The organism is Halovivax cerinus (assembly GCF_024498195.1).
GTDB lineage: Archaea > Halobacteriota > Halobacteria > Halobacteriales > Natrialbaceae > Halovivax > Halovivax cerinus.
The window spans coordinates 2,008,967-2,022,787 of sequence record NZ_CP101824.1; the positions used below are offsets into that span (position 1 = coordinate 2,008,967).

Annotated in this window: 16 protein-coding genes; 9 read left to right on the forward strand and 7 right to left on the reverse strand. The window is 67.6% G+C overall.

The genetic code is table 11. The annotated features are described in order from the left end of the window. Window positions 1-145 precede the first annotated feature (145 nt). From NO366_RS09245 to NO366_RS09270, 6 genes are all read left to right on the forward strand, one after another. The gene (locus NO366_RS09245; protein WP_256530508.1) at window positions 146-1,429 is read left to right on the forward strand and encodes a Re/Si-specific NAD(P)(+) transhydrogenase subunit alpha; all 1,284 of its coding nucleotides are present in this window, start codon (window positions 146-148) and stop codon (window positions 1,427-1,429) included. A gap of 81 nt (window positions 1,430-1,510) precedes the next feature. Further along, window positions 1,511-1,795, forward strand: a complete 285-nt coding sequence (locus tag NO366_RS09250; protein WP_256530509.1) for an NAD(P) transhydrogenase subunit alpha part 2 — start codon at window positions 1,511-1,513, stop codon at window positions 1,793-1,795. Window position 1,796: 1 nt separating this feature from the next. Further along, complete coding sequence (locus NO366_RS09255) at window positions 1,797-3,233, forward strand: NAD(P)(+) transhydrogenase (Re/Si-specific) subunit beta (protein WP_256530510.1); 1,437 nt, start codon at window positions 1,797-1,799, stop codon at window positions 3,231-3,233. 155 nt (window positions 3,234-3,388) lie between these two features. Further along, the gene (locus NO366_RS09260) at window positions 3,389-4,258 is read left to right on the forward strand and encodes a dihydrodipicolinate synthase family protein (RefSeq protein WP_256530511.1); all 870 of its coding nucleotides are present in this window, start codon (window positions 3,389-3,391) and stop codon (window positions 4,256-4,258) included. 101 nt (window positions 4,259-4,359) lie between these two features. Then, window positions 4,360-4,509, forward strand: coding sequence for a hypothetical protein (locus NO366_RS09265; RefSeq protein ID WP_256530512.1), 150 nt, complete (start codon window positions 4,360-4,362; stop codon window positions 4,507-4,509). After that, a complete protein-coding gene (locus NO366_RS09270) occupies window positions 4,502-4,975 on the forward strand; it encodes a DUF7384 family protein (RefSeq protein WP_256530513.1) in 474 nt (157 codons plus the stop codon). The genes NO366_RS09265 and NO366_RS09270 overlap by 8 nt, the downstream gene beginning before the upstream one ends. Window positions 4,976-5,043: 68 nt before the next feature. On the opposite strand, the gene rdgB is transcribed toward NO366_RS09270, so the two are convergent. The 5 genes from rdgB to NO366_RS09295 all read right to left on the reverse strand — a co-directional run bounded on the left by rdgB (window position 5,044) and on the right by NO366_RS09295 (window position 8,348). Beyond that, window positions 5,044-5,604 carry an RdgB/HAM1 family non-canonical purine NTP pyrophosphatase gene (gene rdgB / locus NO366_RS09275; protein WP_256530514.1) on the reverse strand — a complete coding sequence of 187 codons (561 nt, stop codon included), beginning with the start codon at window positions 5,602-5,604 and terminating at the stop codon, window positions 5,044-5,046. 76 nt (window positions 5,605-5,680) lie between these two features. Then, a complete protein-coding gene (locus tag NO366_RS09280) occupies window positions 5,681-5,959 on the reverse strand; it encodes a DUF5808 domain-containing protein (protein WP_256530515.1) in 279 nt (92 codons plus the stop codon). Between the two features lie 66 nt (window positions 5,960-6,025). After that, window positions 6,026-7,777: a bifunctional N(6)-L-threonylcarbamoyladenine synthase/serine/threonine protein kinase gene (locus NO366_RS09285; protein WP_256530516.1), complete on the reverse strand. Its 1,752-nt coding sequence runs from the start codon at window positions 7,775-7,777 to the stop codon at window positions 6,026-6,028. Window positions 7,778-7,882: 105 nt separating this feature from the next. Next, entirely contained in the window at window positions 7,883-8,017 is a 135-nt protein-coding gene (locus NO366_RS09290) for a 30S ribosomal protein S27ae (RefSeq protein ID WP_256530517.1), read from the reverse strand. 1 nt (window position 8,018) lies between these two features. Continuing rightward, entirely contained in the window at window positions 8,019-8,348 is a 330-nt protein-coding gene (locus NO366_RS09295; RefSeq protein ID WP_256530518.1) for a 30S ribosomal protein S24e, read from the reverse strand. 186 nt (window positions 8,349-8,534) lie between these two features. Between NO366_RS09295 and NO366_RS09300 the strand changes: the two genes are divergently transcribed. Further along, the gene (locus tag NO366_RS09300; RefSeq protein ID WP_256530519.1) at window positions 8,535-9,734 is read left to right on the forward strand and encodes a PQQ-binding-like beta-propeller repeat protein; all 1,200 of its coding nucleotides are present in this window, start codon (window positions 8,535-8,537) and stop codon (window positions 9,732-9,734) included. After that, window positions 9,731-10,576: a hypothetical protein gene (locus tag NO366_RS09305; protein ID WP_256530520.1), complete on the forward strand. Its 846-nt coding sequence runs from the start codon at window positions 9,731-9,733 to the stop codon at window positions 10,574-10,576. The genes NO366_RS09300 and NO366_RS09305 overlap by 4 nt, the downstream gene beginning before the upstream one ends. On the opposite strand, the gene NO366_RS09310 is transcribed toward NO366_RS09305, so the two are convergent. Beyond that, a complete protein-coding gene (locus tag NO366_RS09310) occupies window positions 10,573-11,571 on the reverse strand; it encodes a WD40/YVTN/BNR-like repeat-containing protein (protein WP_256530521.1) in 999 nt (332 codons plus the stop codon). The two genes, NO366_RS09305 and NO366_RS09310, sit on opposite strands and share 4 nt — an antisense overlap. 174 nt (window positions 11,572-11,745) lie before the next feature. Between NO366_RS09310 and NO366_RS09315 the strand changes: the two genes are divergently transcribed. Further along, window positions 11,746-13,197, forward strand: coding sequence for an ATP-binding protein (locus NO366_RS09315; protein ID WP_256530522.1), 1,452 nt, complete (start codon window positions 11,746-11,748; stop codon window positions 13,195-13,197). Window positions 13,198-13,239: 42 nt separating this feature from the next. Here NO366_RS09315 and NO366_RS09320 read toward each other — a convergent pair whose 3' ends face one another. Then, window positions 13,240-13,815 (reverse strand): flavodoxin domain-containing protein, encoded by a 576-nt coding sequence (locus NO366_RS09320; protein WP_256530523.1) that lies wholly within the window; start codon window positions 13,813-13,815, stop codon window positions 13,240-13,242. Between the last annotated feature and the right edge of the window lie 6 nt (window positions 13,816-13,821).

Here is a 13,821-nt window from a genome sequence, read left to right on the forward strand (position 1 = left end):
GCTGCTGACACGTGTCGACAGAATCCGGTAACAATTGCACGAACTTTCCGAATGTGCCTGGTTTTTGTTGACAATCTCGACAGTGTACGGAAAGATATAAGTACTATGTTTGGTATTTCAAATTCACCACGACGTGTGTGAGAGAATGATTATCGGGGTACCAGGCGAGACGGTCGACGGCGAGACGCGAGTACCGCTCACGCCATCGCTCGCCGCGGAGCTTGGCGACGATGGATTCGACGTGTGTATCACCGCCGGCGCGGGAGAACGCGCCGGCTGGTCAGACGACGAGTATCGGGAGGTCGGGTGCGATGTCGTCCCGGATCGGTCGACGGTGTTCGATCGGGCGGACGTGCTCTTCCAGGTGCGCGGCCTGGGAGCCACGCCTGAGGACGACGCCGACCGGTACCGGGACGACCAGCTGGTCGTCGGTCTACTCGGTCCGTATTCGATCGACGACGAATTATCCACGCTGGCCGAGCAGGACGTGACCGCCTTCGCGCTCGAACTCGTCCCGCGGATCAGTCGCGCCCAGTCGATGGACGCCCAGTCCTCGATGGCGAGCATCGGCGGGTACAAGGCGGCGGTGATGGCTGCGGAGGCGCTCCCGAAACTGTTCCCCATGCAGATGACTGCCGCCGGGACGGTCCGACCGGCGGACGTCTTCGTCGTCGGCGCCGGCGTCGCCGGACTGCAGGCGATCGCCACCGCCGACCGTCTCGGTGCGAACGTCCGGGCCTACGACATTCGTCCCGAGGTCAAAGAGGAGGTCGAGAGCCTCGGCGCCGAGTTCGTCGAACTCGACCTGGAGACCGACGACGCCTCCGACGAGGAGGGTCACGCTCGCGAACAGGACGAGGAGTTCTACCGGAAACAGCGCGAGATGATGATCGACGTCGTCGGCGACTCGGACGTGGTCATCACGACTGCCGCCGTTCCTGGTCGCCCCTCGCCCGAACTCGTCACGAACGAGATGCTAGACGGGATGGCCGACGGCTCGGTCGTCGTCGACCTGGCCGCTGCGGGCGGCGGCAACTGCGAACCGACCGTCGCCGACGAGACCGTGACCTACGACGGCGTCACGATCTTCGGCCCGACGAACCTCCCGGCGACCGTCGCCCGAACGGCCAGCCGGCTCTACGCGAACAACGTGACGAACTTCTTCAGGAGTCTGCTCGATGACGACGACACGCTCACGATCGATACGACCGACGAGATCGTCGACGCGACGCTACTCGTCCACGACGGAACGGTCCGGAATCCCCACGTGGACGACGAGGCTGCGGACGAAACGGCGGACGACGATGGTGACGACTCGACGGACGACGATGGCGACGACTCGAGGGACGACGATGCGGACGGTACGGAGGCAAACGATACCGATGGAACTGCTGGTGGCGATAGAACGGAGGACGACGATGGCGAGTGAAAGTGCGGGATCGGTCGAACGGACCGACCCGGGTTCGCCCGATCCACTGACCGCCGTCGGAGCCGCCGGAGGTGGTGAGCGATGAGCGAGTACGTAACCTACCTCACGTTCTTCGTGCTGGCGGCCTTCCTCGGCTACTCGGTCATCACGAAGATCCCGGCGACGCTGCACACGCCGCTGATGTCCGGGTCGAACGCGATCACCGGCATCACGCTCGTCGGCGCCGTCGTCGTCGCCGGCTCGGGCGAGACGACGATCGCGACGGTTCTCGGTTTTCTCGCGGTCGTCATGGCGACGGTCAACGTCGTCGGCGGCTACCTCGTGAGTCACTACATGCTCTCTGACTTCCACGGAGGCGGTGAGTAGGATGGTCGAACTCCTCGGAGACACGGGCCTCTCGCTCGTCTACCTCGTCGCGGCGATCCTGTTCATCCAGGGGTTGCGCGACATGACCCACCCACGGACGGCCGTCCGGGGCAACCTCACCTCCGCGGCCGGGATGTTCGTCGCCGTCGCGGCGACCGTGATCGCGTTCGAGATCCTCGATCCGGCGATCCTGCTCGCCGGACTCGTGGTCGGCGGTGCGATCGGCACCGTCCTCGCCGTAAAGGTCCAGATGACCGAGATGCCCCAGCTCGTCGGGTTCTTCAACGGGATGGGCGGCGGCGCGTCCGCCCTCGTGGCGGGTGCGGAGGTCGTCCAGCTGGGGTCGGCCAACGGTGGGGCGATCCCGGCGGAAGTCGGCGTCGCGGCCGCCGCCTCGGGGATCATCGGCGCCGTGACGTTCACCGGCAGCCTCGTCGCCGCCGGCAAGCTTCACGGCCTCGTCACCGGCTCGGCCATCCGCTACACTGGCGAGCACGTCGTCAAGGCCGCCCTCCTCGCAATCGCGGTCGCCAGCGGGCTCTACATGATCGTCCAGCCCGACGTCCTCGCCGGCGTCCTGCAGGGGTCGGCCGTGCCGTCGTTCTGGCTCCTGCTCGTCGCCGCGTCCGTCCTCGGCGTCACGCTGGTGATTTCGATCGGCGGCGCGGACATGCCCGTCGTCATCGCCCTGCTCAACGCCTACTCTGGCCTCGCTGCGGCCGGAACCGGCTTCGTCCTCGGAAACAGCGCGCTCATCATCGCGGGGACCCTCGTCGGTGCGGCCGGCATGATCCTGACGGTGATCATGTGCGAGTCGATGAATCGGTCGCTCACGAACGTCCTCTTCGGCGGCTTCGGCGAGGCGGGGACGAGTGACGACGAGGTCGACGAGATCTACGAGGGCAACATCACCGAGACCTCCCCGACGGAGGTCGAGATGCTGCTCGATACCGCAAGCCGCGTCGTCATCGTTCCCGGTTACGGCATGGCCGTCGCGCAGGCCCAGCACGCCGTGGCGGAACTTTCGGAACTCTTAGCCGAGAACGACGTCGACGTCGAGTTCGGCATTCACCCCGTCGCCGGCCGAATGCCAGGCCACATGAACGTCCTGCTCGCCGAGGCGGACGTCCCGTACGACCGGATGACGGAACTAGAGGAGGTGAATCCCACGTTCGCCCAGACCGACGTCGTCTTCGTCATCGGGGCGAACGACGTGGTCAACCCGCTCGCGAACACGGACGACTCCAGCCCGATCGCCGGCATGCCCGTCCTGAACGTCGCGGAGGCCGGAACCGTCGTCGTCAACAAACGCAGCCTCAGCCCCGGCTTCTCGGGGATTCCCAACCCGCTCTTCGCCGAGGACAACTGCCTGATGCTCTTCGGGGACGGCCAGGAGATGGCCCAGGAAGTCGTCGGCGAGTACAAGGAGTCACACTGAGGAGCCGGAAAGCCCACTGCGGGGCTGACATCGAGCCACACCGAAGGGTTGTCGTTCTGGGCGGTGCCTCCGACGTCCCCTCCGCCTCCGAACTCCGCGCACACCGATCTGCCTGTAGCCGGGGGCTTTTCTCGCCGGCCCTCCGATACCGCGCCATGCAGGGTACCGGCGTCCCCATCGTCACACCGTTCACCGCCGACGGCCGCATCGATCACGACCGCCTCGCCTCGCTCGTCTCCTGGCTGGAGGGGGCGGGCGTCGACTTCCTCGTCCCGTGCGGTTCCACGGGCGAGGCGCCGCTCCTCTCGGCGGACGAACCCCGGGCTGTAGTCGAGACCGTCGCCGACGCGTCCGACGGACCGGTGCTCGCCGGCACGGGTCGCGAGGGGTACGATTCCACCCTCGCGACGACCGAGGCGGCGGCCGAGGCGGGTGCCGACGCAGCGCTCGTCGTCACGCCGCCGTACTACAATCCGTCGGCCGAGACGCTCGAATCGTACTATCGCGACGTCGCCGACGAGAGTCCGATCCCGATCTACCTCTACAGCGTCCCGAAGTTCACCGACGTCGCGCTCGATCCGGAGACGGCGGCCCGCCTGGCAGCCCACGAGAACGTCGCCGGCATCAAGGACTCCGCCGGGAACGTCGATCACCTCCAGCAGACGGTTCGCCTGACGGCGGACGAGACGTTCGACGTCCTGGTCGGCAGCGGCGGTGTCTACGCCTCGGCGCTCGACGTCGGCGCCGACGGCGGCATTCTGGGTGTCGCGAACGTCGTCCCCGAACGGGTCGCCGAACTCGCGGCCGCCCACGCTCGCGGGGACGGTGAGGCCGCCCGATCCATCCAGTCGACGGTCGCGGAACTCAATCGCGTGGCCGTGAGCGAGTACGGCGTCCCGGGCGTGAAAGCCGCGCTCGAACTGCGCGGTCGACCCGCGGGGAGCCCGCGTCGACCGCTCCGGTCGCTCGATGCGGACGGACGAGCCGCCGTGGAGGCGCAACTGGATCGGATCGGGGTGGTGTAACCGGGCGCCACAGGCGCGCACGTCTACCGGGAGCGACGCCGCACAGCCGAGGGACGCTGAACACGCACACGCTTTTTTCTGCGCGGATCGAAGGTCGCCCGATGACCACCTGGGCCGACCTCTTCGAGCGCGCCGCGCCGGCGGACGCCGACGTCGACGCGATCCGGGACACCCTGCATCGACAGCGAACCGACGACCGCGATCCGGCGCCGAACGGCGACGGAGACGATGGGGACGGTGACGATGTCTGATCGTCCGAACCCCGCCCGGGTCGTCGCCGACGCGGACGTCCTCGCTGCCGACCTCCTCGTCGACGGGGAGGCACGCGAGGCGCTCGACTGCGTCCGCCGACACTCCTGGGTCGAGCTGGTCGCGAGCGACCACCTCATAGACGACACCGAGGCGCTCGTCACGGCGCTCGCCGACGCTTCTCTCGCGGCGGACCACCGTGAGCGGCTCACCGCGGAGCGTGTCTCCGTCGAGCACCCGCCCGACGACCACCCGGCGCTGGCCTCGGCGTACGCCGGCGAGGCCGCCCACCTGCTCTCGTACGACGATCGGCTCACCTCGGCGGCGGCCGGCCTCTCCATCAAGCCACGTGTCGACGTGAGCATCCGTCCGCCGGACGCCTTCGCACGACTGTTCGACCCCGAAAGCCTTCACGAACACGTCGAGGGGGGCACGTATCCGGGTCCGGACCGCGATCCGCGTGCGTGAGGTGCGCGTTCAGGCGTCGACCAGCGGGGCACGGCGTCGATCCACTCCGAACGCGCCCGTCCGGCGGCTCAGCGTTCCTCGGCGAACCACTCGGCGAACGCGGCGAACGCGCGTCCACGGTGTGAGATCGCGTTCTTCGCTTCGGTGTCCATCTCGGCCATCGTCGTCCCGTTGTACGCGAAGATCGGGTCGTAGCCGAAGCCACCCTCGCCGCGCGGCGAGACGATCGTCCCCGCCACGGTCCCGACGAACGTCTCGACGTCTGGATCGGCGGGATCACCCGACGCGTACGCGATCACCGATCTGAATCGAGCGCGCCGGTTCTCTTCGTCGGCCGCCAGTTGCCAGACGCGCTCGATGCCGAGCGTGTCCTCGACGTACGCGGAGTACGGTCCCGGGAAGCCGTCGAGCGCGTCGATCGCGAGGCCCGAATCCTCGACGACGACCGGGTCGTCTCCGCCGAGTTCGCGGTAGGCCTCGACGGCGCCGCGGCGCGCGATCGCTTCGAGTTCGGCCGCCTGGATCTCGTCGTAGTCGTAGGCGACCTGTTCTACGTCCGCGATCCCGTCGAAGTACGCCCGTGCTTCCCGGACTTTGCCCTCGTTGCCGGTGACGAATCGGATGGTCATGGTCGGGTCGGCGTGGGCCACGAAAATAGTCGCGTCGGTTACGCGTCGGGAACGGCCGGTCGCACTCACTTCGCACTCACTCGTCGTCGACGAGGACCTCGACGGGTTCGCTCTCTCCGTCCGCGTCGGGTTCACCACGGCCGCCGCTCTCGTTCCACAGGAGCACGGCCGCGACCCCGACGACGAGCCAGGAACGCCAGTTTGCCAGGTTCAGCGTGTAGCCGACGCCGAACGGCTTCTCGACGAGCATCCCCTCGCCGGGTTGCCAGTACGACGAGAACAGACGGCCGATACTCGGTCGCTCGAAGTTGTACGGAATCCCCAGAATCTCTCCGGAGGTCGGTTTGTCTGCCATACCGACGGATACGACGCGAAGGGTCAAGAGTATTGTGTGCTGGTGCGTCCCTCGCGGACGCCGTCGTCACTCGCCGACGTAGCGCCCGCGCCCTTCGACGTCGGCGAGTCGATCCAGCACCCGTTCGTCGCCGGCCTCGCGATAGGCCCCGCGCAACGCCGCCCGGAGCGGTTCGGGTTCGCTCGCCGTCCCGACGAGGCTCTGGTCGAAGACGTGCAGGTCCATCGCGTAGTCCTCGACGTGGTCGGTGTGGTAGCCGAGGCCGAAGTCGATGAGGTAGGTCGGCTCGCCGTCCACCGGCGACGCGTTCGATCCCGCCCGAGACGTCTCGGACCCCGTCTGGCCCGGGCGGTCGGTTCCGGGTCCGGTCACCCTGACGTTTCGCGTCGTCGGATCGCCGTGGACGAACCCGGCGGCGTGAATCGCCGCCAGGTGTCGCCCGACGGCCCGGACCCGCTCGACGGAGAGCGCGTCACGGAGGTCACGATCGCCCACGTACTCGTACGTGATCGTCGACGTGTACGGGTCGACGTCGCGGACGACCGGTGTCGGAACACCGACCCGACGCGCCTGACTCGCGAGTCGCGCTTCGATCGCCGTGCGCTCGCGTCGGAGCCGCGCGTCGAGGGTGGGGTGGCGGTAGGTCTTCTGAATCCGACGCTTCGTGACGACGCCGGCCGCCCGGTCGACGGTGACGACGGCTTCCGCGCCGTCGACGGTCCGCTCCGGCGGCTCCTGCGAGACGAGCGGCCGACCGGCGTTCTCTCGCCAGGAGACCGGTACCTCGTCGGGACGGAAGTCCGGATCGACCGCCGACTCCTCGATCGGAACGGTATCACCCGCGGCGTACATCTTCGCGCCGAGGACGGCGATCATGCCCGCGTTGTCCCGGAGGAAGCGGGGTTCCGGTGCGTGAAACGACGCATCGCGAGCCGCGCACATCTCCGAGAGCATCTCGCGCAGTCGCTCGTTCTGGCCGACGCCGCCGCCGAGGACGAGTTCGTCGCTCCCGGTCAGTGACAGCGCGCGCTCTGTGACTTCAGTCAGCATCGCGAAGATCGTCTCCTGCAGTCCGTGACAGACGTCTTCGACGGGAACGCCGTCGTCGTATGCGTCCTTGGCGGCCGACATGATCCCCGAGAAGGAGAAGTCCATTCCCTTGACGACGTAGGGGAGATCGACGTACTCGCCGTCTTCCGCAGCCGCCTCGACCTTCGGCCCGCCCGGGTGGGACCAGCCGACGTGGCGGGTGAACTTGTCGATCGCGTTACCGACGCCGGTGTCCATCGTCTCGCCTACGACGCGGTAGCGCCCGTTCCGGTAGGCCAGCAGGTGGGCGTTCGCGCCGCTGGCGTTCAGACAGACCGGATCCGAGAAGTCGGCGGTGTGGCGGCCGATTTCGAGGTGAGCGACCATGTGATTGACGCCCACCAGGGGAACGTCGAGCGTCTGGGCGAGTGTGCGGGCGGCCGTCGCGACGATGCGCAGGCACGGACCGAGTCCCGGTCCGCGCGAGAACGCGACGGCGTCGATCGGCGGGTCGCCGGAGCCGTCCGACGCTTCGTCGGCGCCGTGGGCGGCGTCTCCGTCGCCACCGTTCGCTGCCGCCAGCTCCCGGGCGTGTGAGAGCGCCGCCTCGGCGACCTGTGGGATGGCCCCGTGCATGTGTTCGGCGGCCTCGCGTGGATGGATGCCGCCGCTCTCGGGCTGATAGGCGTCGCTCTCGATGTACGTCGAATCGGTCTCGGAATCGTAGACGGCGGCGCTGGCCGCCCAGGCCGTGCCCTCGATCCCGAGGACGCGTAGTGAGTCGCTCACGGTCGATCGCGCCTACAGAACGCTATCGAGCGGTTTCCACCGCCCGCTCACGGCGCGGTGTGCCGTTCGTGATAGTCGATGCCCCTCGCTGCGCTCGGCGCATCGCTACTCCCACTCGGTGTAACCGCACTTGCCGCAGTGGCGGCGGTCGCCGTGTTCGGCGAGATACACGTCGCCGCAGCGCGGGCACTCGTCGCGCTCGACGGTTCCATCGTCGGCGTAAAGTTCGTGACGGCTCATCTCAGGCCTCCTCCGCTTCGGCGTCCGCCTCGTCGGCAGCGTCGTCCGCGTCGACGCCGATCTTGTTGCGGTCGAGCATGTGGTCCTGTTCGACCTCGATCGCGGAATCGGCGGTGTCGTACACCTTCGCAGCGCCGACGGTCTTTCGCATGCCGAACTTGGTATCGAGGTTGCGGACGACGACCTCGTTCGCGTCCTTGTTCAGCTTGGCAGCGAGACTGTCGCGGACCTGGAGCCGAGACGGCGTGGCGTCGTCGTGGGTCAGTTCGAACGTAACGTCCGTCCGATGCAACATGGGGTTCTCGTCTTCTTCGATGATGTCGACGTCCATGATGTCACTCAGTTACCCTACTATCCCCCGGTCGGCGCTAAAAGGATTTCGAACCGGCTACCCCGTCCGTCTCGTGTTCGATCCGGTTCTGTCCAGTTTGAGCCACCTCGGTAGCCGGACCACGGTGTTCGGAACGTGGTCGAAACGCAACAGGAATTTATACGGGACCGATCGTACCCTCAGTAAATGCCCTCCAGACGTCGTTTCGTCGCCGGGACCGGGGTGGTCGTCGCCGGGGCGTCGGTCGGTCACACCGTCGCGTCGGCGGGGCTCGAACCGGCTCCCGCCGATTGGCCGTTGCCGCGATGTGACGCCGCCTGCACCGGACACAATCCGGCCGGTTCGGGTCCGACCGACGGCGTGGCAGTTCGCTGGGAGCACGAAACCGACGACACGTTCGCCGGCCCAGCGCCTCCGATCCTCGTCGACGGCACGCTCTTCGCCGTCGGTCGAGAGACGATCGCCGCGTTCGACGCCGCGACCGGCGAGAAACGCTTCGACAGACCGGGTTCGTACGTTTCGGCGCCCGCGTGGGTCGGCAGCGACGTTTACCGGACCGACTCGCTCGCGGTGATGGGTCGGACCGGGATCTTCGGTCTGAACGCAGGTGGGGGCTACGAACTGGCGGGCTGGTCGATCGGGACCGAACGCTGGCACGCGCCCGGTCGGGATCCGTCCAGTCGGTTGTACGCCTCGCCCGCTGAGCACGCACCGGTCGCGACCGACGGTACCGTCTTCGCGGCCGTCCCGGAGACGAACCGCGTCGTCGCGCTGGACGCCGATAGCGGCCGCGTCGAGTGGCGCCACGCGGTCGGGGATCCCCGCTCCAGTCCGCTCCACCGGCCGGCGGTGCGCGACGGCGTGGCCTTCCTCGCGAAGTGGCCACACGACCTTCACGCGGTCGACGCGGACACCGGCGAGGTACTGTGGAACGTAACGGTAGACGTCCGACTACTCACTCCGCCGACCGCCACCGGTTCGGGCGTCGTGATATCCGGCCGAGACACGACTGCTCTCGTCGATCCGCGGGACGGGCACACGCGGTGGACGTACGACCACGACGGCAACGTGACCGATGGGAGCGCCGCCGTCGCGGACAACACCGTCTTTCTGACCGACGGCGACGGCTTCCTTCACGCGGTCGACCTCGCGAGCGGCGATGCGGTCTGGTCGGTCGAGTACAACCGCCAGGTCGACCCGATCGTCGCCGACGGCGTCGTCTACGTCGCGTACAACTGGACGAACGACGTGACCGCCTTCGACGCGGCGACGGGTGACAGGCTGTGGACCTGGGAAGGTCCGGCCGGGCCCTCCCAGCCGATCGTCGGCGACGGGGTTCTGTTCGTAGTCGGGTTCGATCGGATCGTCGCCCTGGAGGAGCCATGACGGGAGCGAATCCGACCGACCCTCGCGACGGGGAGACCGGCGATACCGGGGGCCACGAGAACCGGTCAAGCCTGGCGAGCGGCTCCCTCGAACGCGCCGCCGGCCGACTGGTTCGCGATCCGGTCACACTCCTCCCGTTCGCCATCGTCGGTGTGTTGCTCACCGGGATCGACGCCCTTCGACGGCGGGACCCGATCCCCTCGGTGGAGTGGGCCACTGTTGCCGACCGTACGATCCACGTCGAGTATTCACTCTATCCGGGTCCTCGGTCGCACACGATCCGTCCGTTCGTGGCGCTGATCGATCTCGACGTCCCGTACCTCCTGTGGGCCGTCGGGCTCGAACTCCTGGCGACCGGGGCGATGGTGATCGCCGGCGTCGTCGTGATTCGCCGGGCGCTCGCGGAGCGGGGAGTCGACGTCCCATCCGTTCGCGATCGGGTCGGCGCTTATCTCGGATTCGTGGTCGCCGTCGACGTGCTCGCCCGGTTCGTCGGTGGTATCGGCATATTTCGAGCGATGCCTCTGGTCATCGGAGTGCCGGTGTTGATCGTGGCGGCTGTCGTCGGTGTCAGGCTCTTCCTGGTTCCCGCCTCCCTCGTGGCCGGTCGATCCCTTCCGTCCGCGATCGGGCACAGCAATCAGCTCTCGTTCGGGCACGGATGGTCGTTCCTCGGATTGATCCTCGTCTTCGGGCTGGGGACGTGGCTGCTCGCGAGCGTTCCGGCCGTCGGAACGATCCTCTCCGGGCTGGTGGTCGCGCCGCTACAGGCCGTCACCCTCGCTGTGGTCTACGAGCGCGTGTCGAGGGGGAGTGGCGAAACGTCACACGCAGCCGGTTAGGCTCGTCGAACGATCATCCCGTGGGGAACCTGGCGCTCGAACGCGTCGTCCCACTCGATCGGAACGGCTCGCCAGGTGTCGCCGAAGTCGCCTGACCGATAGAGGCCCCGATTGTTCGCCCCGTAGACGACGCCCGTTTCGTCCGTCGTCGAGAAGACGGTCCTGACGACGCCGTCGCCGGTCGGCAGGCCGCGGTCGTCGAGGCGCTCCCACGCGGCCTCGCCGTCGAGACGGTAGACGTGTGACTCGGCGGAAACCGGCGTGTGTGCCTTCGAGGCGCCCGACGCGCTGGAGACGAGCACTCGCTCGGGGTCACCGGGGTCGGCGACGACGGACCAGCAGTAGCGGTGATCGAGGCCGACTTGCGGGTGATCCCAGGTCTCGCCGCCGTCGATCGACCGGGCGAAGCCGTCGCCCGCAGCGGCGTAGACGAGCCCGTCTCGGTCGGGGGACGTCTCGAGACTGTGGTTGTCTCGGCGCGCGCCGGCCGGCCGTTCGCGCCACGTCTCGCCGCCGTCCGTACTCAGGAGGAAGGCACCGGCCTCGATGCCGACGTACAGCCGATCGGGATCGAACGGGTCGACTTCGATCCAGCGGACGTGGTGGGTGTCGGGTCGCGGCGGGAAGAACCACTCCGGCTCCGAGGACAGTTCTCCGATCCCGTCGAGGTGGGTCCACGTCTCGCCACCGTCGCTGGACCGGTAGAGTCGGCTGGGTTCGGTCCCGGCGTAGTACGTTTCGGCGTCGTGCGGTGACTGCGAGAGCGCCATCACCGGATCGTCCTCGCCGACGTCGAGGTCGTCGACCCGATCGTCTGTCACCCGGAGACACCCGCGTTCGAACGTGCCGACGAGGACGGCTCTCGGGTCGTCCGAGGCACCTGCGAGACATTCGAGTCGGCCAGTGTCGAGCGGTGTCGTCGCCAGCGTGGCGGCGCCACCGGCGTCGGACACGGTCAGCAACCGGTCGTCGAGCGCGAGGTGAACGATGACCATACGTGCCGTCCGGCCGCAGTCGTCATGGTTCTTGGGAGCCGGTCAGGCCCGCCCCGAAGCGGCGGATACGACGCGATTGAGGGGCTCACGGAGGTGTGTAGGTCGTCCGTCTTACCCATTCTAATGGCCAAATCAATTATACCGGGTCGGTGAGATTCTCCGACAGACCCCCGAATGCATCCCCGGCTCGCACAGGTCCGACGTGGATTCTGGAACCACCTCGTCACGCTCGTCGGCGTCACCACACTCGTCGTCACGGGGGCGTACGGGGCGCTGCGTGGTGTCACCTCGACACCCGTCCTGCTCGACGTGATCGTGCCGGTGCTCGTCGGGGTCGGTCTGGTCGTCGACGGCGTCAGAATTCGGTACCAGGCGACATCACCGCGGCGGACGAAACTCGTGGCGACCGGAGCGGTCGCGTTCGCGCTGCTCGGTACCCTCCTCTCCGGCTGGGCAGTCTTCCTGGTCGAGTTGCGCCTCGGCCAGGTCGTCGATACCCTGCAGGTGGCGCTCCTCGGCGGGACCGGCGGTGCCGTCGTCGGTGCGACGATCGGTCACGTCTACGCCTCGCTGTCGGCGAAGAATCGAGAGATGGTGCGGCTCTCGCGCGCGATGGATAGCTCGATGGACGGAATCGCCATCATCGAGGACGGCGAGCACGTTTACGTCAACGACGCCTACGCGGAACTGTACGGCTTTCCCGGACCGTCGATGCTGGAGGGTCAGTCGTGGTACCGCCTCTATACGAGCGACTCGCTGGCGACCATCGAGCAGGAGGTCATTCCGCAACTCTCGGAGCAACACTACTGGCGTGGGCGCCTCGTCGGACGACGGGCCGACGGGACGACGTTCCCGAAGGAGGTTACCTCCTCCGTCATCGACCGCGGAAACGTCATCGTCGTGCGCGACGTTTCGATCCAGCGCCAACGCGAACAGCGAATACAGGTGCTCAATCGGGTTCTCAGACACAATCTCCGGAACGCCTTTACGGTTATCCAGGGTCACGCCAACCTCCTCGCCGAGAAAGCGCCGGACCTGGCGGCCGATCACGTCCACCCGATCCGCGAGGAGATCACGGACCTGCTGGCGACCGCCGACAAGGCGCGCGGACTCGAGCGCACACTCGGTGACCAGCGCGAACCCCAGCCGATCGAGCCCCCCGAGGCGATCCGGATGGTCGTCGATCGCGCGACTGCGACCTATCCCGACGCGTCGTTCCGTTCGCGTGTCGAGGAGACCGGCCTGCCCACGGTCGACGAGCGCATCGTCGAGGCGCTCAACGAACTGGTCGACAACGCGGTCGAACACACGCCCGATCCGGAACCGACCGTCGAGGTCGGCGTCGGAACGGCCGACGTGAGCGAGGCGACCCACCTCGAGTTCACGGTCGTCGACGACGGCCCCGGCATCCCCGAGGCGGACCAACGAGCCATCATCGACGGCGAGGAGACCCCGCTCGAACACGGCTCCGGGCTCGGTCTCTGGCTCGTCAACTGGATCGTCTCGAACAGCGGCGGCGACATCACGTTCGACGAACCGCCCGGCGGCGGCACCGAAGTGACCATCTCGTTCGTCGAGGACGACACCCCTGCCTTCGACGGCGTCGGCGAGATGGCGGCGGCTTGACCGCGGAGTGGTGATGCGGGGTAGCTGGGTCGAGATCGTCTCTCACGGGGTACCGGGCGGCGTAACGCCGAGGCGCCCCTCGACGAACGCGGCGACGTCGGCGGCGAACGCCTCGACCTCGTGCCAGTCAGTGAATTCGACGTCTCCGGCGGCGTCCGCGTCGGACAGCTCGGACATGGTCCGATTGACGATCCCTCTCATCATCAGCCGTTTGAGGAACCCGTACTTCGAGTAGCGCAACGCGCCCCCGAAGCGACCGATTCGATCGGGATGCCACCCGGTATCCTCGATGAATTCGTCGACGTATCCGGCCGCCTGTGCGTCCCCCTCTTCGGTTGCCGACGAGAGTGACACCTGAAAGAACGCGGTCGGTTTCGCCGCCAGCGCGTCCCGATTCGTTCGGACGAAGTCGGCGACCGTCTTCTGGTGTGTGCCGGCGTGGACGGACGCCCCGACGAGTACCGCCTCGAAGTCGTCGACGACTACGTCTGGCGGCGTTTCGTCGGCGTTCACCGCGGTGACGTCGTGTCCGCGCTTCGCGACAACGTCGCCGATGCGAGTCGCCACTTTCTCGGTCTGTCCCTCACCGGTTCCGTAGGCTATCAAGAGTGAAACCACGTCGTA